Origin of the sequence: Enterovibrio norvegicus FF-33 (assembly GCF_000286835.2) — a bacterium.
In the GTDB taxonomy this organism is placed as follows: Bacteria; Pseudomonadota; Gammaproteobacteria; order Enterobacterales; family Vibrionaceae; genus Enterovibrio; species Enterovibrio norvegicus_A.
This window is the reverse complement of record NZ_AJYD02000011.1, coordinates 25,788-47,314: the sequence shown is the minus strand read 5'-3', so window position 1 is coordinate 47,314 and position 21,527 is coordinate 25,788. Positions and strand designations below refer to the sequence as shown.

The following is a 21,527-nucleotide window of genomic DNA, read 5'->3' as shown; positions in this document are numbered from 1 at the left end:
CAATGAAAATTAAAAGTACATTGTACTTTTTAGTGTGTTATATCAATAATTCTGCATATTATATTTCGTATCAATAGTTTGAGTTGATACCATGCGCCATGCTGAATATTGGGTGCCAACGCATATGCTGCAGCAGAGGGCGCCCAGTGTCTGCCAGATTATTTGGATATTCATAGCCGCGCTTTATTTCGCGAATCGACGCTAGATCCACTTATTTTCCTATCATTTAACGCCGTCATCTATTCGCACTTGAGGAATTATGCAGTTCATTAGTCAACTTTCATTCCGTACCAAATTATTTATTCCCCTTGGGTTTGTTTCAGTCATCTTTACGATTGTGTTGGCGATGACTTACCAAACGTTCGAACGTCAGGTCGCGCTTAACTCGACATTGAATGATCTGATTAATCCGACGGTTGAAAGTATTGATGATGCTTATCGCGATCTCTATCAAGTGCTAGGGAGTGTTGAAGGTTTGTTGGCGAAAGGCGTGACGCAAGAAATGGTCGAGAAGCAGACGTTTGAGTTTAACGACAACGCACCGAATACCATTCCTCGTTTGAAAGTTGTACAGCGTGTTATCGATGCGGGTGTGATTGATGTGAGCCATCAAGCGACACTGAATCGTTTGATCAATAATACAGACTCATGGATTTCAGAGCTCGAAAGATTGATCCGAACGCCTGATTCGGCGAGCCGCCAATATGCCAATAGTTATGAAGGCATAGAAGATACATTTGCTCAGTTGCGCGGCGATATTAAAATTCTATCTAAAGCCATTAGTCAGGTATCAGCCCAAATTTCTGCAGATATCGATGCGTCTACCATTCAAGCCGAGCGTTTGATTATCGGCGGCACCATTGGCGCGCTAATTCTCGCGGTGCTTGGCGGTGTTTTACTGTCGAACATGCTACTTAAACCCGTGAAAGAGATGGGTGATGCTCTTGAAAATATTGCGTCAGGTGATGGTGATCTCACGCAGCGTCTGACGGTGCGTTCAACGGATGAAATTGGTCAGCTAGGCGAGTCATTCAATCGCTTCGTCGCTAAGATACAGGCGAGTATTAAAGAGGTCGTTGATGCATCTAATCATGTTCGTGAGCACACTGAACAGATTGAAATCGCCATTCGCAGCAGTGTGACGGAAACGGAAAATCAGCATCGCGAGAGTGACATGATTGCCGCCGCGGTGCAGGAGATGAGCGCAAGCAGCATGCAAATCAGCCAGAATGCGTCGGATGCCGCAGATGCAACAGGCACGGCCACGCAGGAGATTGGTGCAGCGCAGAGCAGTGTTGCTGGCACTGTAGCGGCAATGTCTTCGTTACGCAGCCGTATTGAACAGTCACAGACTATGATCACGTCGTTGAATCACGATGTAGATAGCATTGCGTCAATCGTTGATGTGATTCGTGGCATCGCAGAGCAAACCAACTTACTCGCATTGAATGCGGCAATTGAAGCGGCACGTGCGGGCGAGCAAGGTCGAGGGTTTGCGGTAGTTGCGGATGAAGTGCGTAACTTGGCAAATAAAACGCAACAAAGCACAGAAGAGATCCGCAACATGATCGAACGTCTGGAAACAGGCACCCGAAATGCGGTTTCATCCATGAATGAAAGCAGCGAAGCAAGCAATGACACCGTGTCGCATATTCAACAAACGTCTGAATACCTTGATGCCGTGTCCTCGATGATCATCACCATCAACGATCAAAATGCACAAGTTGCTACTGCGTCATCGCAACAAAAGGCAGTTTCAGAAGACATCAGCCGAAATATTCACGGTATTGTCGAAAATGGTCAGCGTGTTTACCAGAATCTGGGGAGCGTTGAGCAGACATGCGCGGAACTGGCAGACAAGAGCCGTCAGTTAGATAACGTGGTTAGTGGTTTTCGCGTCTAAAAAAGAAATATTCATCTCTCGTTGATAAAACGCCACATTTGTGGCGTTTTTTTATGACGGATATAAAGGGTATTGTTGTTCACGTTATTCTGTCACTTCCTCATTTGCTAATTAACATCAGTAAGACATTTCCCTGATACATAGGTGAGATGATATTGTGTTCCATTCATCCAGAGTCTGTGTGCTATCGAGGTGAATACGCTAAGTGATTGAAAATAAAAAATCACGCAAACAGTATTACTTAATCTCACAGACCGCCAAATACTCAGAATTCATGTTTTCTCCGTAGTATCGATGGTTCATCGGTGTTAATTACGCGCAAAGAAATATTAACATTGCAAGGCAGCACAACATGTTGATTAGGCTTTTAAAAGGAAGATTCATCGCCACCCTAGTGCTTGCAGTCGCCATGCTGTTTGCATCATTCGCATTTTCACAAGAGAAAATATCTCGTCCTACCGTAGGGTTAGTCTTGGGCGGCGGTGGCGCGAAAGGGGCTGCGCATGTTGGTGTGCTTAAAGCTCTCGAAGAAATGCGGATCCCGGTGGACTATATCGCTGGGACCAGTATGGGGGCGTATGTTGGTGGGCTGTATGCCATTGGTATGACGGCTGACGAAATCTCGGTGCTGATGGAATCCATTGATTGGAACGCCGGGTATCAAGATCGCGTCTATCGAGGAGATCGACGCACGCGTGATAAAGAGCATGAAGATCGCTATAACTTATCAACGAATTTCGGTTTTGACTTCAAAAGCTTGAAAACCCCCCAAGGGATTGTCCAAGGCCAAAATATGATCCGTATTCTGCGTGAGTCTACGGGTAATCTTCCTTCCTTTGAGTCCTTCGATCAAATGGTGGTGCCTTACCGTGCGGTTGCGACGGATATCGAGAGATTAGTTCCGGTTGTGATTGGTGACGGCCAGTTAACCGAGGCGATGCTGGCCAGTATGGCCGTGCCTGGTGCATTGCCGCCTGTTGAGCTTGAAGGGCGCTACCTTGTCGACGGCGGCTCGGTAAACAACATGCCGGTTGATGTCGCTAAAGCGCTGGGCGCAGACATAGTTATCGCGGTGGATATCAGTACGGATTACAGCCCTGCGGCTGAACTCGGTTCTTACCTTTCGGTCATGAATCAGCTGGTTAACTATATGGTGCGAAATAGCACCGATCAGCAGATAGCCAATATGAGCGACGACGATATCTTGCTGACGCCACAAGTCGGAGACATGGAAACCACCGAGTTCGATCGTATGCCCGAGGCTTACGAGAAAGGCTATTTGGTGGCGTTTGAACACAAAGACGTGCTCAAAGAGTTGGGCTTAACCTCTGGGCAATATCAGACTTACATCGAGAAAAAACAACGTCGCCGCAGATTGATGGTTTACGGCAATATTTTGTCAGTTGATAACATTATCATCAATAACGATACCAGCTTTTCAGATGACGTCCTCAAAGCCAGATTATCCCTTGAAACGGGGCGAGTGGACTCGAATGAACTTGAGAAATCGGTTCAAAATCTCTACGCCTTAGATCGGTTTGAAACCGTGCGTTATCACCTTGAGCGCCAAGGTGAAGAAAATGTTCTCGTTGTTGATGTTAAAGAGAAAAGCTGGGGGCCTAACTTTGTCGACTTCCGTTTTGCATTAGAAGACAACTTTGAATCGGATACCAATTTCTCTGCCGGTGTCAGTATCAACAGCACAGGGCTTACTGATTATGGTGCAGAGTTAAGAACGCTCTTTGAGCTGGGCACGGACAAGCGCGCACAGGCAGAGTTGTATCTCCCATTTTCTGCCGATCAGCTTTACTTTGCGCAAGTGCTTGGTGGATTGGAAGTGCGGGAGCGAGATGCGTATTACCGCTCTGATGAACCCAATTTGGGCGAAGATACATTCACCTTGGATGCTCGTTACAGTGAGGTCATCGCAGATGTTGGCATCGGTTGGCAACCTCAGCTTTGGGGTGAGTTTATGCTGGGTTACCGGTATATCGATGGTGAAGAAGAGTTGGCGGGTGGGTTATCTGAACTCAAATATCAGCGCGCAATGCCTTATATCAGTGTGACGTTAGACGCGTTGGATAATCGTGTTTTTCCGAACCGTGGCGGCTATCTTAATATGTCGTTGGGCTACGCAAGAGATCAATTAGACAGCAGCGAAGGGCGATCGATTGCCGAAGCCAGTGTGCTCAATATCGAGGGCATTTACGCAAAGAACATCGGTAAACATACCGTTTATGGTAAAGCCAAGTACGGCACCATTAATGCGCGAGTCGGAAGCGTTGCCATTGAACCTCATGAATTAGGGGGGTTCCTTAACCTGTCAGGTATACCGCGAGACTCGTTGTGGGCAAACAATATCGCTTTTGGTGCAGTTGTTTATCGATATCGTCTGCTGGATAACGACTTCGGTTTGTTTAAATCTCCTGTTTATTTAGGGACATCTATTGAGTATGGCGGAGTGTGGAACAACCCAGATTTTTCGCTAAAAGAAGTACCGTTTTATGCCGCAGGCAGTATATTTGCGGGAGTTGATTCGCCATTGGGCCCAATCATTGTCGCCTATGGTCGTACAGAAAATGATCTCGATTCGTTCTATTTTATAGTCGGGTCTGATTTTTAAAGGACTGCGAGGAAGGTGAGAGCCACTTTCTCATCATCAAACCAAATGTTTCATTCCATGGCTGGAATTTAAAATTTGGTTAAAAAGTGATAACATACCAGCTTCGTCATGCAAGGCACTATAGAAAGATAGTTACCCTACGTTTCGTTAAGGTGCCTGCAAGCCGAGCTTAATTCCAAGGATGTCTGGCCGCGATGGTCAGACCGCAATATGAGGAAAACGTCGTGCTTGAAGCCTACCGTAAACACGTCGAAGAACGTGCTGCTCAGGGTATTGTCCCTAAACCACTTGATGCGGATCAAACCGCAAGCCTAATTGCATTGCTCAAGAACCCACCTGCGGGCGAAGAAGCTATTCTTATTGACCTGCTTGAAAACCGTATTCCACCGGGTGTTGATGAAGCCGCATATGTAAAAGCGGGCTTTTTGGCAGCTGTATCAAAAGGCGAAGCAAGCTCACCATTAGTTAGCAAAGAAAAAGCGGTTGAGCTGCTTGGTACCATGCAAGGTGGCTACAATATTGAGCCCCTGATTGACATGCTAGAAGATGAGGCATTGGCGCCAATTGCTGCTAAAGCACTGTCACACACCTTGCTAGTATTTGATTCTTTCTATGACATCGAAGAAAAAGCCAAAGCAGGTAATGCGTACGCGAAACAAGTCATGCAAGCTTGGGCGGATGCGGAGTGGTTCCTGTCTAAGCCAAACGTTCCTGAAAAAGTCACACTGACTGTATTTAAGGTGACCGGTGAAACGAACACCGATGACCTGTCTCCAGCCCCTGATGCCTGGTCACGTCCTGATATTCCATTGCATGCTCTGGCAATGCTGAAAAACGCCCGTGACGGTATCGAACCTGATCAAGCTGGCGTTGTTGGTCCAATCAAACAAATTGATGCTTTGAAAGAAAAAGGTCATCAACTGGTTTACGTTGGTGACGTTGTTGGTACGGGCTCTTCACGTAAATCTGCGACTAACTCTGTGCTTTGGTTTATGGGCGATGACATTCCAAACGTGCCTAATAAGCGTGCGGGTGGTTTTTGTCTGGGCGGTAAAATCGCACCTATCTTCTTTAACACTATGGAAGATGCAGGCGCACTGCCTATCGAGCTAGACGTTGCTAAGCTGAACATGGGTGACGTGATTGACGTCTATCCATTCAAAGGCGAAGTATGTAGCCACGGCACTGACAACGTGTTGTCTACCTTCTCATTGAAAACTGACGTGCTGTACGATGAAGTGCGCGCGGGTGGCCGTATTCCGTTGATCATTGGCCGTGGTCTGACTGATCGCGCTCGTGAAGCAATGAGTCTTTCACCTTCTGAGGTGTTCCGCCGTCCATTACCTGCTGTTGAATCTGATAAGGGCTTCACCCTTGGTCAGAAGATGGTAGGTAAAGCGTGTGGCGTTCAGGGTATTCGCCCTGGAACTTACTGTGAGCCAAAAATGACCACAGTAGGTTCTCAAGACACCACCGGTCCTATGACTCGTGATGAGTTGAAAGATTTGGCGTGTCTTGGCTTCTCTGCTGACCTAACGATGCAGTCTTTCTGCCACACCTCAGCGTACCCGAAACCTGTTGACGTCGTGACTCACCACACACTGCCTGATTTCATTCAGAACCGTGGTGGTGTAGCACTGCGCCCGGGTGATGGTGTTATCCACTCATGGCTAAACCGTATGCTGCTGCCTGATACCGTCGGTACGGGGGGTGACTCACACACCCGTTTCCCGCTGGGCATCTCGTTCCCTGCAGGATCAGGTCTGGTTGCGTTTGCTGCTGCGACAGGTGTTATGCCATTGGATATGCCAGAATCAATTTTGGTGCGTTTCAAAGGCGAACTACAACCGGGTATCACACTGCGTGATCTGGTCCATGCGATCCCTTACTTTGCGATCAAGCAAGGTCTGTTGAACGTAGAGAAAGCAGGCAAGATCAACGCATTCTCTGGTCGAATTCTTGAAATCGAAGGTGTTGAACATCTCACGGTTGAGCAAGCGTTTGAACTTTCAGATGCCTCTGCAGAGCGTTCTGCTGCTGGCTGTACGGTGAAACTGTCGCAAGAATCTGTGTCAGAGTACCTTCAGTCAAACATCGTGATGTTGAAGTGGATGATCAGCGAAGGGTATGGCGATCGCCGTACCATCGAGCGTCGTATCACAGCAATGGAATCATGGTTGGCGAATCCAGAACTGATGGAAGCGGACAAAGACGCAGAATATGCAGAAGTGATCGAAATCGATCTGGCTGATATTAAAGAGCCAATTCTGTGTGCACCTAACGACCCTGATGACGCGCGTTTGCTGTCTGATGTTGCTGGCGACAAAGTTGACGAAGTCTTCATTGGTAGCTGCATGACCAACATTGGTCACTTCCGTGCGGCAGGTAAATTGCTTGAGAAGTTTGGTGGCACCTTGTCGACCCGTTTATGGGTTGCGCCACCGACGAAGATGGACCGTGATCAGCTAACGGAAGAAGGTTACTACGGTATCTTCGGCCGTGCTGGTGTGCGTATCGAAACGCCAGGGTGTTCACTGTGTATGGGTAACCAAGCGCGTGTCGCTGATAAAGCGACCGTGATTTCTACCTCTACCCGTAACTTCCCGAACCGTTTGGGTACAGGTGCGAATGTTTATCTGTCTTCTGCAGAGTTGGCATCGGTTGGTGCGATTATTGGCCGTATTCCAACGGTTGAAGAGTACCTAGAGTACGCGAAGCAAATCGATGCGACGGCAGCAGATACTTATCGTTATCTGAACTTCCACCGTATGGATGAGTACACCAAAAAAGCGGATGAAGTCATTATCCAAACCGCGGTATAAGCATCAGTGGTGAGTCTCGAGAAACGAGATGCTAGATAAGAGAAAGCCTCCAGATTTGGAGGCTTTTTTGTATCGAAGGAAAACCGGACCTAGGGCTTTGAGGCAATGTTTAGGTTTCTCATTGCTCTAAAGCTTTTCCTAGGGACTAGGACTTGTTCTTCCTAGCACCTTATTTTTATCATTCTCGCCACGTTCTCTGCCGTCAGTTCGACATTTTCTTTTGCGTTAGCCAGTGCTTCTTCCAACGTGCATGCGCCTGAGACCACACTGAATAGTGCATCTATGCCATGATCGTAAACCACCACGCTGTCTTGGGTAATGCTGCCTGCAATACCGATAACAGGTATCCCAAACTGTTTGGCGCAACGCGCGACGCCAATCGGTGTTTTACCGTGAATAGTCTGGCTGTCGATACGACCTTCGCCAGTGATCACGAGATCGGCATCTTTAACGTGTGCTGACAAATCCACGGCATCCATGACGATATTAATACCCGGTCGAAGATCGGCGTTGAAGATCCCCAGCAATGCTGCGCCCATGCCACCTGCAGCACCTGCGCCAGCACGGTTTTTCACATCGCTGTTGAGCTGAGTTTTCATGATCTCTGCGTAGTGTGCGAGGTTGCTGTCCAAGGTGCTTACCATCTCCGGTGTTGCGCCTTTTTGAGGGCCAAACACCGCAGATGCACCTTTTTCACCACACAGTGGGTTATCAACGTCACAGGCTACTTCCAGCTTTACGTTGGCAAGACGTGGGTCTATTTCTGTCATGTCGATGGTATGTAGATTGGCCAGTGCGCCACCGCCATAACCGATGGCATGACCATCTTTGTCTAGCAGTTTTACACCCAATGCTTGTGCCATCCCTGCACCACCATCATTAGTGGCGCTGCCGCCAATGCCAACGATCAAGTGTTTTGCACCATGGTCCAGTGCGGCTTTGATTAGCTCGCCCGTACCATAGCTGGTGGTTTGGAGCGGATTACGCTGAGCAGAGGGAACTAAGTGTAGGCCGGAAGCCGCGGCCATTTCGATCACCGCGGTATCACCCGCGCCGAGTAGACCAAAGAAGCCCTCAACAGAAAGACCTAAAGGGCCTGTGACGGTCACATCGACGATGTGTCCACCCGTTGCATCAACCAAAGATTGAACCGTGCCTTCACCGCCGTCTGCCATCGGTAGCTTAACGATCTCTACATCTTCCATCACGCGTCGGAAGCCGCACTCAATAGCAGTCGCGACATCCATCGCGGAGAGACTTTCTTTATAAGAATCAGGGGCAATAACAATTTTCATTAGCAGGTATCCTTATACAAACAGGCCAAACACGCCAAAGATTAATGTAGAGACCAGTGCAATCACAAAACCGACAGCGGACTCGTAAGGGATTAATTTCAAACGTTCTTTCATATCCATATGAACCGCACCACCCGTGGCATGGAAGAAGCTACCGTGTGGCATGTGGTCAAATACCGTTGCACCAGCATGGATCATTGCAGCGCCTGCCAATGCGGGTACACCTAACTCAAGGATAGTGTTGGCAAAGACACTGCTCGCTACTGCGGTACCAGCAGTTGTCGATGCAGTGGCCAAGGACATGAGCGCACCTGAGAAAGGTGCAAGCAGGTAAGACGGTAGACCTGAGGTGGTAAGTAGATCAATTAGGCCATTCTTTAAGCCTGAGTTTGCGATAATGCCAGCTAAGGTGCCTGTACCTAAGAGCATGACAGCAACAGGTGCCATGCGATTCAAACCCGATACCGCAAAGTGATTAGTGTCACGTGCTCGGCGCATGGCCAGCGCACCCAACAACCCACCCAGTGGCAAAGCAATGAGCGGGTCGATGTTAATGCCTGCTATGGGGCGAAGTGCCAGCAAAGAAATCGCGACTAGCGGCGCGACCATGGCGGTGGCAAAAGACGGTAGGCGACTCAGGTCGACAGTTACCACTTCATGGGCTTCTACTTTGCTGCCACGGTTTTTCAGTTTTAATGCGATGAAGTAAGCCACGATCATCCCGCAAAGGCCTGGGATGACACCTGCAGCCATCACGGATGTCAGGGGAACATTGAATGCATCAGCCGCCGCAATGGCATTCGGGTTTGGTGACATCACGTTGCCTGCCTTACCGCCTCCGACCATTGCGAGCAAAATAGCCATTTTGGAAAGGTCGGCACGGCGTGCAATCGCCAGCGCGATGGGCGCGACCGTAATAACGGCGACATCAACAAATACGCCAACAGCGGTCAAAATCATGGTCGCTACAGCCAATGCAAGCAGAGCACGTGTTTCACCGACTTTTTTGACGATGGTTTCAGCGATGGTAGTTGCTGCGCCAGACTCAATCAGCACGCCAGCGAGAATACCCGCTGCAAGAATGCGAAGTACCGCTGTTACGATACTTTGTGCGCCGCCAATCATCAGGGTCACGGTGTCTGTTAAAGACACACCACCGACAATACCGCCGACGAGTGCACCAATGATCATGCCATAAGCTGGCGGAACTTTTCTTAAGATCAGGGTAATAGAAACAATCAGGGCAGCGAGGGCGCCCAAGGTAGATACTTCGGTCATCTCATACTTCTCGGCTGAAACGAAAAACTGTCGACACTGTACGTTGACTGTCAGTATCAATCTTTAGGCAAAAGACCAGATGTTAGCGGGTAAAAAGCGTAGAAATTTGTGCGTTTGCACACATTTAAGTTTTTTGCTGCCATTTCAAGAAGGATAAATAGAGGTGTGTTTTATCTTCTAATTTATTGATATCTAAGGACGTTATTTCGGATATGCGTTGTAGGCGATAGCGCAAAGTATTGCGGTGAATATGAAGGTTTTCGCTCGTTTGAACTAAATCACAATTTTGTTCAAAAAATGACGTCAGGGTCTTAATTAGCGTGCCTCGACCGTCTTTATTGACCAGCAATGTCATGGGCTCGTTGAGGTGACGCGTGCGCCAATCGTCCTCCGGCATCGCGCTGAGTAAGACTGGCAGAGTATGATCTTCGTAATAAAGCACGCTTTCATGCTGTCTACTTGCCGCTAACGTTGCACTCGCTGTCTGAAAAGAACGTGCAAGCCCATGAAAAGAAGGGAAGTAGCCGCCGTAAGCTATCTGAACGCGAAAAGCCTGTTGAGAACTGACTCGTTTGAGTAAGGCGCGTACTTTTTTCTGTTCAGATTGGCGGGACCACTCTCCATTGTCCGTCAATATAGGCTTGAGGACGACGATCTCGTTACGAGATACAGACGTGATACCCACTAGGTTATCCCGTTCCGGATTTTCGAGCATATGGACCATAGATTGAAGATGCTCTAAAGAGAGAGCATTGGTTTTGTTGGGGATAAGCCTTACCACGGCAGCAACCCTAGGTTGCTCTAAATCCAGATCTAAGCGCTGGGCAATGGAGAGTAACTGGCGCTCATTGAGTTCAGATTCTCGAATAAGCTGCAAAACCAATTCTTCGCGATGGCGTTTGTCCCATTGCATTTGTGAAATCAGTGCGGCTTGCTCGACAATCAGTTCAGCGGTCATCTTGACCAGTTCGCCATAACTTCGCACTGTCTCTGGGGGGCCGGATATGCCAACTACCCCGATGGCATTGCCATTGAACATGACAGGTAAGTTAATTCCTGGGCGAACACCTTTGAGAGAATTTGATGTTGCTTCATCAATTTCGACCACGCGATTCTCTGCCAGTGTCAATAATGCGCCTTCGTGCTTTTGATGCAGGCGATGAGGATCACCGGAGCCTATAATAAGACCCTGCTCATTCATGACATTGACGGAGTGACCGATGATTTTCATTGCGCGTTCGACGATTTGACGCGCGATCATGGTATTGAGTTGCATTGCGTGACGAGATCCTGAAAATGAGCAAACTTTTCTAACTTGCCAGCGTGCCTTGCATTCCTGCGGCTGGCAAAGGTTGTGATATCGAGGATAGCACGTGGATTACGAATTTCGACGCAATACTTTAGACGACAGCTTTCATGTCACTCTCTCTATGGGACATGAAGCGCTAGGACGTTGGCTCATTGATGAACTGGCAACAGATCACGCTGAAATTGATAGGGTTTTGGAAAACCTTAACCGTGTCATAAATCATGGTGGCGAGTGGGATCGCCCGGGTAAGGTATTTTTGTTGCAGTTGACACAAGAAGAAGCCGTGGTGCAAGCCAATGCAATGCTGGAAAACCACGATGAAGAAATGCCAGAGCATGATTTTCATACCTATGAAGAAGAAAGCGTGTCTGTTTGCGGACCAGAAGATCTCCTTTTAGTGCTAGAGGCATGGCAAGACTTTATTCGTCGATACGGTCGCTAACACTATGATTTAAGGGTGATACAGCGCGCTGCTGCTGTATGCCCAACTTCCTTTCTAATCCTTGTCTGCTTTTCCATTCGCCACGTATTGGTGCATCTATTCCCCGCACGCCATTCTCTGCATGAAATTAGTGAACCCTCTGCACCAAGTTAGTGCGCAATGAATTGCCGATCAACCTGATGTCTGGTTAAGCTGTTGTATTTTAACGATAATAAAAACTGGCACGTGATTTGTTATGTATTTGTACAGAACATCTTAAATACGGTTCTTCAAGGAGACGGGAATGAAACTTATCAATGCGATTATCAAGCCATTTAAGCTCGATGACGTGCGTGAAGCACTCGCCGAAGTCGGCGTGGATGGAATGACGGTATCTGAAGTGAAAGGCTTTGGTCGTCAAAAAGGTCACACAGAGCTGTATCGCGGCGCAGAATATCAGGTCGATTTTCTGCCAAAAGTGAAGCTGGAAATTGCAGCGCACAGTGAAAACGTGGACGAAATTATCGAAGCGATCAGCAAGGCGGCGCAGACCGGCAAGATTGGTGATGGAAAGATTTTTGTTTATGACCTCCAGCAAGCGGTACGTATTCGTACTGGCGAGATGGATGCGGAAGCAATTTAAGGTTTAAGGGAGTACTGAAAATGGAATTATCAACCACTGTGACAGAGTTGCGTTACGCACTCGATACCTTTTTCTTCTTGATTTCTGGTGCGCTGGTGATGTGGATGGCCGCAGGCTTTGCCATGTTAGAAGCGGGCTTGGTGCGTTCAAAAAATACCACTGAAATATTAACTAAAAACGTGTGTTTGTATGCGATTGCCTGTACCACTTACCTTTTGGTGGGCTACAACATCATGTATGTCGATAACTCTGAAGGTGGCTGGTTGCCGTCATTAGGCATGTTGATTGGCGTACAAAGCGAAGGCGCGGATCACTCTCTGGCTTCTGACTTCTTCTTCCAAGTTGTCTTCGTTGCAACGGCAATGTCTGTGGTTTCTGGCGCGGTTGCTGAGCGCATGAAACTGTGGGCTTTCTTGGTTTTCTCTGTGATTCTGACTGCCTTTATTTACCCAATGGAAGGTTACTGGACATGGGGCGGTGGCTTCTTGTCAGAAGCAGGCTTTAGCGATTTCGCTGGCTCAGGCATCGTTCACATGGCAGGTGCTTCTGCCGCATTGGCGGGTGTGTTGCTGCTAGGTGCTCGTAAAGGTAAATACGGTAAGAACGGTCAAATCTATCCAATTCAAGGCTCAAACCTGCCATTGGCAACCTTGGGTACCTTTATCCTGTGGTTCGGTTGGTTCGGCTTTAACGGCGGCTCACAGCTGATGATTTCAGATTTTGAAAACGCAACAGCGGTGGGTCAAATTTTCTTGAACACCAATGCTGCGGCAGCGACAGGTGCTTTGGTTGCGCTGGGTGTCTGTAAAGCAACGTGGGGCAAAGCTGACTTGACCATGGTTCTGAATGGCGCCTTGGCGGGCTTAGTCGCCATCACTGCTGACCCATTGTCACCATCGCCAGTTGCGGCCTTGGTTATCGGTGGCTTAGCAGGTGCATTGGTTGTTATCAGTATCGTTGGCCTAGATAAAGTGAAAATTGATGATCCAGTGGGTGCAATCTCAGTGCACGGTACGTGTGGTTTGTTCGGTCTGATGGTCGTGCCATTCAGCAATGCAGATGCATCGTTTGGTGCACAGTTGTTCGGTGCGGCAGTTATCTTCGCTTGGGTATTTGGTGCAAGCCTCTTGGTCTGGGCTGTACTGAAAGCCACCATGGGTATTCGTGTCACTGAGGAAGAAGAGCTTGAAGGCATGGATTTCCACGATTGTGGTGTGGATGCTTACCCTGAGTTCGTCAGCGTGAGATAATATTTAGCGCTAAACGAGTTCGCTTTAACTCAATAGCTAGCCCTGCATTGCAAAATGCGGGGCTTTTTTTGCTTTTCGTTCATGCACATTTTGTTGCACCGTAAATAAGGATGTGTATACTAATCGCATTGATAAACGTTCTCATTACAGTTTAGGAAGGCCAAGGAATGAAAAATTTGCTGTCAGCATCGGCACTGATGCTAGGAGTTTTAGGCGCGGGCGCGGCAAACGCTGCGGAAGAAGTGAATGTCTATTCTTACCGCCAGCCATTTTTGATAGAGCCAATGCTAGACGCGTTCACCAAAGAAACCGGTATTAAAGTAAACGTTAAGTTTGCAAAAGAAGGTTTGGCTGAAAAGCTTCAACAGGAAGGCGAATACAGCCCAGCCGACGTATTGCTGACGGTGGATATTGCTCGCTTGAAAGAATTGGTCAATAAGGATTTGATCCAATCTGTTGATAGCACTGTGATTGATGAAAACGTTCCTTCACAGTTTCGTGATAGCGATGATCGTTGGTTTGCACTGACGTTGCGCTCTCGCAGTGTTTACTCTTCACGCGACCGTGTTGGTAAATTAGGCGACGATTTTGACTACATGGATCTCGCTAAGCCTGAATGGAAAGGAAAAATCTGTACTCGCTCAGGTAAACACCCATACAATGTGTCCCTTGTTTCATCTGTGATAGCAAATCACGGCGAAGCAGAAGCAAAGGCATGGCTCGAAGGCGTAAAAGCTAACTTGGCACGTAAGCCACAGGGCAACGACCGAGCGCAAGTTAAAGCCATTTCCGAAGGTCTGTGTGACATTTCTCTGGGCAACAGTTACTACCTCGGCAAAATGCTGGCTGATGAAAAACAGCACGCATGGGCTGAAGCAGTTTATCTGAACTACCCAGGTCAAAATGCGCAAGGCGCTCACGTTAACGTGAGTGGCATGGCCATGGCGAAATTCGCACCTAATAAAGATAATGCGCAAAAACTGATGGAGTTTTTGACGTCAGACGTGGCACAGAAAATGTACGCGGAACTGAACTATGAAGATCCAGTTAAGCCGGGCGCAGCAAGCTCTGAGCTGGTGGCATCATGGGGCGATTACCGTGCAGACAAACTGCCTCTGGAAACCGTTGCAGAGAATCATGAGAAGGCGATGAAGCTTCTTGATGAAACGAAGTTTGATTTGTAATCGCTTCGATCTAAGCGGTTAAGGGGGAGCACTGTTCCCCCTTGCAGCACTCTGACGCCAATTTGTAGTAGGCAATGTTAGAACAGAACCGATTTTTGAAAACCAGCAGCTGGGTATTATCCTTACTGCTGGTTTTGCCGATTTTAGCGATCTTCTATACCGCGATAGGTGAATCCGACCAAGTGTTTGGTCACCTGATGTCGACGGTAATGGGAACCTATACCCTCAATACTGCCCTTTTGGTTGTTGGCACCGTGTGTTTGTCACTGCTCATGGGGATCCCTTCAGCGTGGTTAATGGCCAACTATTCGATACCCGGTGACCGCTGGCTTCAGTGGGCACTTGTACTGCCACTCGCGATGCCAGGCTATATCGTGGGTTATATCTATACCGATTGGTTTGATTTTGCTGGCCCCATTCAGATGTTTCTTAGAGACATAACTGGGTGGACATCTGCCGCGCAATATTGGTTTCCTGATTTAAGAACCTTGCCAGGTGCGTGTTTTGTACTGTCACTGGTTCTGCACCCATATATCTATTTGCTCGCTCGCGCTGCGTTTATGGAGCAAAGCCTGACGCTCACCCAGTCTGCTCGTTTAATGGGATGCTCGCCGCTGCAAAGCTTTTTCCGTATTTCTCTACCACTTGCGCGTCCAGCCATTGCGGTGGGTGCTTCTTTAGTAGCGATGGAAGCGCTTGGAGACTTTGGTACCGTCAGCTATTTTGCCGTGAGTACACTAACGACCGCGGTATACGATACGTGGCTGGGTTACTCCAACCTTAATGCGGCAGCAAAAATATCGGCCATTATGTTGGTGGTGATTTTCTTGCTGATAAGTGCCGAGCGTTACAGTCGCCGCAAGCAAAAACTGTTTAGCCAGAATGTGTCGCCAGACAAGATCGCCAAAACGCCATTACAAGGGAAGTACAAATTCCTCGCGACGATATGGTGCTGGGGATTGTTTGTGATCGCTTTTGTTGCCCCTTTGGCTCAACTTGTCATTTACGCGTGGGATTACCATGCGAGTAGCTCGATACAAGATTTCGCGCAATACAGCGTAAACAGCTTATACGTGTCTACTATTGCAGCAGTTGCGGCATTGGTTATCGCGCTTGTCGTTAATTTTTATCGCCGCCTTGCTGGCAATGCGGTCAGTAGCATTCCGATGCGTATGGCATCACTGGGTTATGCCGTGCCAGGAACAGTATTGGCCATTGGTGTACTTATCTTTTTGACCAGCGCCGATCATCTTATTAATGACATTGCCAAAGCGATGGACTGGGGCAGGCCAGGGCTGCTCTTCTCTGGCACCATGTTTGCGTTGTTAATGGCGTTTGTGGTGCGATTCAGTGCCGTGGCGATTGGCAGTGTGGAATCAAGTTTAGCGAAAGTATCGCCCTCGTTAGATATGGCGGCGCGAACCATGGGCTGCAACGTGCGTGGGATGATCCAGCGTGTGCATTTACCGCTTGTTCGTCGAGGGTGTTTGATTGCGATGTTATTGGTGTTCATCGAGTCGATGAAAGAGCTGAATGCTGCGCTGTTACTGCGCCCGTTCAACTTCGAAACGCTGGCGACTTTCGTGTTCAACTATGCCTCGGATGAGCATCTTGAATATGCAGCGTTGCCCGCGGTGCTTCTGGTACTGGTGGGGCTGGTCCCCCTGATCATGATTAACCGTTCTTTGGAGCAAAGCCACTCATGAGTGATGCGCTAACTGTTAGCAATTTAATCTGTCGTTACAATGGTCAGGCCGTGTTAAGCGACTTGTCGTTTAGCGTTGAAAAAGGCGAGATTGTCTGTTTGTTGGGTGCCAGCGGTTGCGGCAAGACGACATTGTTGAAAGCGATTGCAGGTCTGTTGCCATTAGATAGCGGAAAGATGACCATCAATGGCCGCCCGATCATGGACGATCACCTCAATGTTCCGCCTGAGCAGCGTAACATCGGCATGATTTTTCAAGATTATGCCTTGTTCCCTCACTTGACCGTGGCTGAAAATGTTTCTTTTGGCCTCTCCGGCTGGAAGAAAGCTGATGTGATGGCACGGGTGCAAGAAATGCTGGTGTTGGTGAAGCTGGAGGGATTGGAAAGTCGCTATCCACACCAATTGTCTGGCGGTCAGCAGCAACGCGTTGCGATTGCTCGTGCACTGGCGTGTAAACCTGATCTCTTATTGCTAGATGAACCGTTTTCAAATATTGACACGCAAGTGCGTCATAGCTTGATAAAGGAAATCCGTAAAATCTTCAAAGAGCAGGGCGTGACGGCGATCTTTGTGACACACAGTCGAGAAGAGGCGTTTGCTTTCGCCGATAAGCTGGCAGTGATGAATCATGGTGTGATTGAGCAATATGGCAATGCCACCACCTTGTATTACCAGCCAAGCAGTCGCTTTGTGGCTGATTTTCTCGGTCACGGTTCGTATGTACCCGTATCACTGAATGGTGACAACTCGATGAGTACTCCATTTGGTGAGTGGCCGATTGAGCACGCTGAAAATGAAACCATGCTCGAATGGCTCATTCGTCCACAAAACCTGACCATTTCATCCGATGCATCGGGTGAAGGGGTCGTGATAGATGCCCAGTTTATGGGAGACAGTTGTCGCTATCTGGTGAAAGTGAATGACCAGACATTGATGGTGTATTCAAACCAGTTACTGGAAATGGGCGATACCGTCAATCTCAATATCCGTCCACACCCGCCTGTCCTGTTTGCTTCGCAGTAAATGTTCGCGGTATATAATGTGCAGACAAAAGAAAACCGGCGAATAGCCGGTTTTTTTAATTAAGCACATTGGTTTACTGCTTAGTACTCAATATTTCGCTTATTTACTGCAAAGCATGTCTATGTAGCCTTCAGCCTGACGGGTTAATGCGTCCTTGTCAGGTTGCTGATGGGCTTGCAAATAAAGTATGTAACATACGCCATCGAACATCCGAGCCATTTCCATGGGCTCTCGATTAGCAGGCAGTGTTTTTGATGCAATGCCTTGCTCAAACAAACTTGCGTATTGCTCCAGTACGACGTTCTTGCCATTGACAAAGTTTGGCCAAATATCCTCACGAATGGAGGTGCTCCATTCAAACCAGACTTTGAGCCACTCTTTATCATCTAATGCCGCATTGATTAATGCTGATGCGACGTGAGATAGGGATGCATGTGCATCGCCGTTGCCAAGTTTAATATTGTGGGAAATGAGTTGTTGAAACTCTTTTTCCGCTTGGTTGAGTACAACATCAACCAACTCTTCACGGGTTGAAAAATAGTTAAATACGGTAGCCACAGAGACATTTGCCATATCGGCGATGTCTGCATGCCCTGCGCGTCCGATGCCGCGCTTTGAAAACACCTCAAGCGCATATCCGAGCAGTTGTTCTTTTCTCTGCTCCGGCGACAATCGGGTTCTTGTACGTCCACTTGAAGTAGCCATCCTGGTTCCTGCCAACTTTAACTCGCTAATAATTTTTGCAATTTGCAATATTTATATAGGTTTAATGTGATATTTAACAACTGCTTGCAAAGTGTACAACAGCAACAAGTTGCAGAACAACGAACTGTCCATATAAAGCGTCGAAATTTTGACGTGTATCGAGAGTAGGCGTCGAGTTTGCACAGTGATAGAATACTCAACCTCATTTACACAGGTAGTCAGGCGGAAAACCGTCGAGGTTTATAATGAAACATACCGTAGAAGTGATGATTTCAGAGCAGGAAGTCCAACAGCGCGTGAAAGTGCTAGGCGCTGAAATTACAGAACACTATAAAGGCTCTGAAGATTTAGTGATGGTGGGCCTATTGCGTGGCTCATTTGTTTTTATGGCAGATCTTGCTCGCGCCATAGAATTGCCACATACCGTTGATTTTATGACAGCCTCTAGCTATGGCAACGCGATGGAAAGTACTCGCGATGTGCGTATTCTGAAAGATTTGGATGATGACATTAAAGGCAAAGACGTGCTTTTGGTCGAGGACATCATCGATACAGGGAATACGCTGAGCAAAGTGTGTGAAATCTTGTCTATTCGTGAGCCTAAATCTATTCGCATCTGTACCTTGCTAGATAAACCTGAGCGTCGCGAAGTGGATGTTCATGTTGATTGGTATGGCTTTAAAATCCCAGATGAATTTGTTGTGGGTGTAGGTATCGATTACGCTCAGAAATATCGTCATCTGCCATACATTGGCAAAGTCGTTCCATTGGAAGATTGATGGCATGAAAAAAGCGACCACGTTGGTCGCTTTTTTGTGTTCATTTTATATTTCGTTACTTCGGCTATTTGTCGGGGATCAATTCAGCCATTGCATCTTCATATACCGCTTCTAACGTTTTAAGGCTGTTGGCATTCATACCCAAGTCTTTTAACACGCCATCGCTGATATCATAGAACCAGCCGTGTATCTTGACGTCCTGGCCTCGTTCCCATGCTGATCGAAGAATGGTGGAGTTGCCAAGGTTGTATACCTGTTCCGCTACATTTATTTCGCACAGCCTGTTGCCTTGCTCTTCAAGGCTGAGGGAGCTTAAGTAGCTTTTGTGCTTGCGGTAAATGTCACGAATATGAAGGAGCCAGTTGTTAATTAGGCCAAGTTCAAGGTTTTCGATTGCGGCATGAACACCACCACAACGGTAATGACCACAGATAATGATGTGTTTGACTTGGAGAACATCCACGGCATATTGCACGACGGACAGGCAATTCAAATCAGTGTGAATGACTTGGTTGGCGACGTTACGGTGAACGAAAAGCTCACCAGAATCTAAGCCCGTCAGCCGCTCTGCGGGAACACGGCTGTCCGCACAACCAATCCATAAATATTCTGGATGTTGTGATTGAGCAAGCTCGGCAAAGTAAGCCGGACTGTCTTTCTTGATGGTTTTTGACCATTTCACATTGTTCGCAAAAAGCTGCTTAATTTGTGCCATGAAGACTCCCCTCAAAACTTGCGCTGCGAGATACTATACACCACTCAAGATCATAATTAGATACAATTTAACACTTCCTTCTCAACATATTAGCTCCTCTTACCAGCATTAGCATTGGTATAACAGATCCCTCAAATTGTGTTTCATCGGTATACTAACGGCGCAATTCGGTGGCTTGCCGAAAAGGAAGTAATAAAAGGGAGCAAGTTGTGAATTTTGACCGATTCAAACAATGGAGCCTAAAAGGTGACATTTTTGGTGGTGTAACGACCGCGATTATTTCTTTACCTCTCGCACTCGCATTTGGTGTTGCGTCGGGAGCTGGCGCTGAAGCGGGCTTATGGGGCGCAATTCTCGTTGGATTATTTGCCGCTCTGTTTGGTGGTTCATCAAGTCTGATCTCAGAGCCTACAGGGCCGATGACTGTGATCATGACGGCAGTATTGACGTCGATGATGGCGCGTTATCCGGAAACAGGGTTGGCCATGACCTTTACTGTGGTCATGATGGCAGGTGCATTTCAGGTGCTTCTCGGCACCCTCAAGCTGGGCAAGTACATCACGTTAATGCCCTATAGCGTCATATCCGGTTTTATGTCGGGTATCGGTGTCATTCTAATTTTGCTGCAAATCAGCCCGCTCATGGGGCACGCAGCGCCGGCAGGAGGGGTGATAGGGACACTTCAGGCCTTTCCTGATACCGTCGCTAATCTTAGTTTTAAAGAGCTGTTTCTTGGGCTTTCGACCCTTGCCATTCTTTTCCTCTTTCCTAAAAAATACCGCCGCTACGTGCCTGCTCAATTAGTGGCGTTGGTACTCGTGACCTTGCTTTCACTCATGTTGTTCGACCTCGACAGTATTCGCCGTATCGGTGAAATTCCTACAGGTCTACCTTCAATGGTCATGCCCACCTTTACGCCAGAAATGCTCACAACCATGGTGATTGACGCGCTGGTTCTAGGCACGCTCGGTTGTATTGATACCTTGCTGACTGCGGTTATCGCGGATTCATTGACTCGTGAAGAGCACAATTCAGATAAAGAGCTTCGTGGTCAAGGCATTGCAAACATGATTTCGGGTCTGTTTGGTGCATTGCCTGGCGCAGGTGCCACCATGGGAACTGTGGTGAATGTGCAGGTGGGGGCGCGTTCACCGCTTTCGGGAATCGTTCGCGCCTTGATCCTTGCAGCGGTGGTATTGGTGGCCGGCTTTTTAACCGAACCGATTCCAATGGCTGTGTTGGCGGGTATTGCTTTGTATGTCGGTATCAACATACTTGATTGGAGTTTTTTGCAACGAGCGCACAAGGTCAGTTTGCATCAAACTGCCATCATGTATGGAGTGATGGCATTAACTGTGTTTGTGGATTTGATTGTGGCGGTGGGGCTTGGGGTTTTTATCTCCAACATCGTGATTATTGAGCGTTTGAGTCGCGAGCAGGCCAAGCAAGTGAAAGCCATCAGTGATGCCGATGATGATGATGTGCCCCTGAGTGAAGATGAACGGGCGCTATTAGACAGTTCTGATGGAAAGGTGTTGTTTTTCTATCTGTCCGGCCCAATGATCTTCAGCGTATCAAAAGCTATTTCGCGGCAACATGCCCGAATTGGTGAATATCGTGTCATGATTTTGGATTTGAGCGATGTGCCTCTGATCGACATGACCGTTGGTCTTGCGCTTGAAAATGCCATCAAAGATGCCCGTGAAGTGAACTGCACCGTTTTCCTTTTATGTCCTCATCAGCAAACAAGAGAGCAATTGGAACGCCTTCATGTGGGTGATTGGGTCAATGATGCGCACACGTTCGACTCTCGTCACGACGCATTGCATGCCGCAAAGCGGTTAACGGAAGTCATGCCTTAAAAGAATT

The 21,527-nt window shown here is 47.9% G+C and carries 16 protein-coding genes; 11 read left to right on the top strand and 5 right to left on the bottom strand.

Annotation, left to right across the window (positions count from 1 at the left end):
- Positions 1–259 precede the first annotated feature (259 nt).
- The 3 genes from A1OO_RS01800 to acnB all read left to right on the top strand — a co-directional run bounded on the left by A1OO_RS01800 (position 260) and on the right by acnB (position 7,348).
- Complete coding sequence (locus A1OO_RS01800) at positions 260–1,903, top strand: methyl-accepting chemotaxis protein (RefSeq protein ID WP_017005073.1); 1,644 nt, start codon at positions 260–262, stop codon at positions 1,901–1,903.
- A gap of 352 nt (positions 1,904–2,255) precedes the next feature.
- Positions 2,256–4,526, top strand: a complete 2,271-nt coding sequence (locus A1OO_RS01795) for a patatin-like phospholipase family protein (RefSeq protein ID WP_017005072.1) — start codon at positions 2,256–2,258, stop codon at positions 4,524–4,526.
- Between the two features lie 224 nt (positions 4,527–4,750).
- The gene (gene acnB / locus A1OO_RS01790; RefSeq protein ID WP_026024083.1) at positions 4,751–7,348 is read left to right on the top strand and encodes a bifunctional aconitate hydratase 2/2-methylisocitrate dehydratase; all 2,598 of its coding nucleotides are present in this window, start codon (positions 4,751–4,753) and stop codon (positions 7,346–7,348) included.
- Positions 7,349–7,509: 161 nt separating this feature from the next.
- Here the strand turns inward: acnB and A1OO_RS01785 are convergent, their stop codons facing one another.
- The 3 genes from A1OO_RS01785 to A1OO_RS01775 all read right to left on the bottom strand — a co-directional run bounded on the left by A1OO_RS01785 (position 7,510) and on the right by A1OO_RS01775 (position 11,197).
- Entirely contained in the window at positions 7,510–8,643 is a 1,134-nt protein-coding gene (locus tag A1OO_RS01785; RefSeq protein WP_017005070.1) for a glycerate kinase, read from the bottom strand.
- 12 nt (positions 8,644–8,655) lie between these two features.
- The gene (locus tag A1OO_RS01780; protein ID WP_017005069.1) at positions 8,656–9,921 is read right to left on the bottom strand and encodes a GntP family permease; all 1,266 of its coding nucleotides are present in this window, start codon (positions 9,919–9,921) and stop codon (positions 8,656–8,658) included.
- A 124-nt stretch (positions 9,922–10,045) separates the two neighbouring features.
- The gene (locus tag A1OO_RS01775; protein WP_016960720.1) at positions 10,046–11,197 is read right to left on the bottom strand and encodes a sugar diacid recognition domain-containing protein; all 1,152 of its coding nucleotides are present in this window, start codon (positions 11,195–11,197) and stop codon (positions 10,046–10,048) included.
- Positions 11,198–11,294: 97 nt separating this feature from the next.
- Between A1OO_RS01775 and A1OO_RS01770 the strand changes: the two genes are divergently transcribed.
- The 6 genes from A1OO_RS01770 (at position 11,295) to A1OO_RS01745 (ending at position 17,459) form a co-directional block, all read left to right on the top strand.
- Positions 11,295–11,672, top strand: coding sequence for a YacL family protein (locus A1OO_RS01770; RefSeq protein WP_016960719.1), 378 nt, complete (start codon positions 11,295–11,297; stop codon positions 11,670–11,672).
- Positions 11,673–11,955: 283 nt separating this feature from the next.
- Complete coding sequence (glnK, locus tag A1OO_RS01765) at positions 11,956–12,294, top strand: P-II family nitrogen regulator (protein ID WP_002537421.1); 339 nt, start codon at positions 11,956–11,958, stop codon at positions 12,292–12,294.
- Positions 12,295–12,314: 20 nt separating this feature from the next.
- A complete protein-coding gene (locus A1OO_RS01760; protein WP_017005068.1) occupies positions 12,315–13,544 on the top strand; it encodes an ammonium transporter in 1,230 nt (409 codons plus the stop codon).
- A 167-nt stretch (positions 13,545–13,711) separates the two neighbouring features.
- A complete protein-coding gene (locus A1OO_RS01755) occupies positions 13,712–14,728 on the top strand; it encodes a Fe(3+) ABC transporter substrate-binding protein (protein WP_016960717.1) in 1,017 nt (338 codons plus the stop codon).
- 74 nt (positions 14,729–14,802) lie between these two features.
- On the top strand, positions 14,803–16,434 hold the full coding sequence (locus A1OO_RS01750; protein ID WP_016960716.1) for an ABC transporter permease: 1,632 nt from the start codon (positions 14,803–14,805) through the stop codon (positions 16,432–16,434).
- Positions 16,431–17,459 (top strand): ABC transporter ATP-binding protein, encoded by a 1,029-nt coding sequence (locus A1OO_RS01745; protein ID WP_017005067.1) that lies wholly within the window; start codon positions 16,431–16,433, stop codon positions 17,457–17,459. Before A1OO_RS01750 ends, A1OO_RS01745 begins: the two co-directional genes overlap by 4 nt.
- 99 nt (positions 17,460–17,558) lie before the next feature.
- On the opposite strand, the gene A1OO_RS01740 is transcribed toward A1OO_RS01745, so the two are convergent.
- Entirely contained in the window at positions 17,559–18,164 is a 606-nt protein-coding gene (locus A1OO_RS01740; RefSeq protein WP_016960714.1) for a TetR/AcrR family transcriptional regulator, read from the bottom strand.
- Positions 18,165–18,409: 245 nt separating this feature from the next.
- Here A1OO_RS01740 and hpt point away from each other — a divergent pair, with 245 nt between their 5' ends.
- The gene (gene hpt / locus A1OO_RS01735; RefSeq protein WP_016960713.1) at positions 18,410–18,943 is read left to right on the top strand and encodes a hypoxanthine phosphoribosyltransferase; all 534 of its coding nucleotides are present in this window, start codon (positions 18,410–18,412) and stop codon (positions 18,941–18,943) included.
- Between the two features lie 64 nt (positions 18,944–19,007).
- Here hpt and can read toward each other — a convergent pair whose 3' ends face one another.
- The gene (gene can / locus A1OO_RS01730; RefSeq protein ID WP_016960712.1) at positions 19,008–19,658 is read right to left on the bottom strand and encodes a carbonate dehydratase; all 651 of its coding nucleotides are present in this window, start codon (positions 19,656–19,658) and stop codon (positions 19,008–19,010) included.
- A 209-nt stretch (positions 19,659–19,867) separates the two neighbouring features.
- On the opposite strand from can, the gene A1OO_RS01725 reads away from it, so the two are divergent.
- The gene (locus tag A1OO_RS01725; protein WP_016960711.1) at positions 19,868–21,520 is read left to right on the top strand and encodes a SulP family inorganic anion transporter; all 1,653 of its coding nucleotides are present in this window, start codon (positions 19,868–19,870) and stop codon (positions 21,518–21,520) included.
- Positions 21,521–21,527: the final 7 nt, after the last annotated feature.

Coding starts and splice junctions, on each gene's coding strand:
- A1OO_RS01785 (WP_017005070.1), bottom strand. CDS start 8,643: ATGAAAATTGTTATTGCCCCTGATTCTTATAAAGAAAGTCTCTCCGCG.
- A1OO_RS01755 (WP_016960717.1), top strand. CDS start 13,712: ATGAAAAATTTGCTGTCAGCATCGGCACTGATGCTAGGAGTTTTAGGC.
- A1OO_RS01795 (WP_017005072.1), top strand. CDS start 2,256: ATGTTGATTAGGCTTTTAAAAGGAAGATTCATCGCCACCCTAGTGCTT.
- A1OO_RS01760 (WP_017005068.1), top strand. CDS start 12,315: ATGGAATTATCAACCACTGTGACAGAGTTGCGTTACGCACTCGATACC.
- A1OO_RS01740 (WP_016960714.1), bottom strand. CDS start 18,164: ATGGCTACTTCAAGTGGACGTACAAGAACCCGATTGTCGCCGGAGCAG.
- A1OO_RS01775 (WP_016960720.1), bottom strand. CDS start 11,197: ATGCAACTCAATACCATGATCGCGCGTCAAATCGTCGAACGCGCAATG.
- A1OO_RS01780 (WP_017005069.1), bottom strand. CDS start 9,921: ATGACCGAAGTATCTACCTTGGGCGCCCTCGCTGCCCTGATTGTTTCT.
- A1OO_RS01800 (WP_017005073.1), top strand. CDS start 260: ATGCAGTTCATTAGTCAACTTTCATTCCGTACCAAATTATTTATTCCC.
- glnK (WP_002537421.1), top strand. CDS start 11,956: ATGAAACTTATCAATGCGATTATCAAGCCATTTAAGCTCGATGACGTG.
- A1OO_RS01745 (WP_017005067.1), top strand. CDS start 16,431: ATGAGTGATGCGCTAACTGTTAGCAATTTAATCTGTCGTTACAATGGT.
- A1OO_RS01750 (WP_016960716.1), top strand. CDS start 14,803: ATGTTAGAACAGAACCGATTTTTGAAAACCAGCAGCTGGGTATTATCC.
- hpt (WP_016960713.1), top strand. CDS start 18,410: ATGAAACATACCGTAGAAGTGATGATTTCAGAGCAGGAAGTCCAACAG.
- can (WP_016960712.1), bottom strand. CDS start 19,658: ATGGCACAAATTAAGCAGCTTTTTGCGAACAATGTGAAATGGTCAAAA.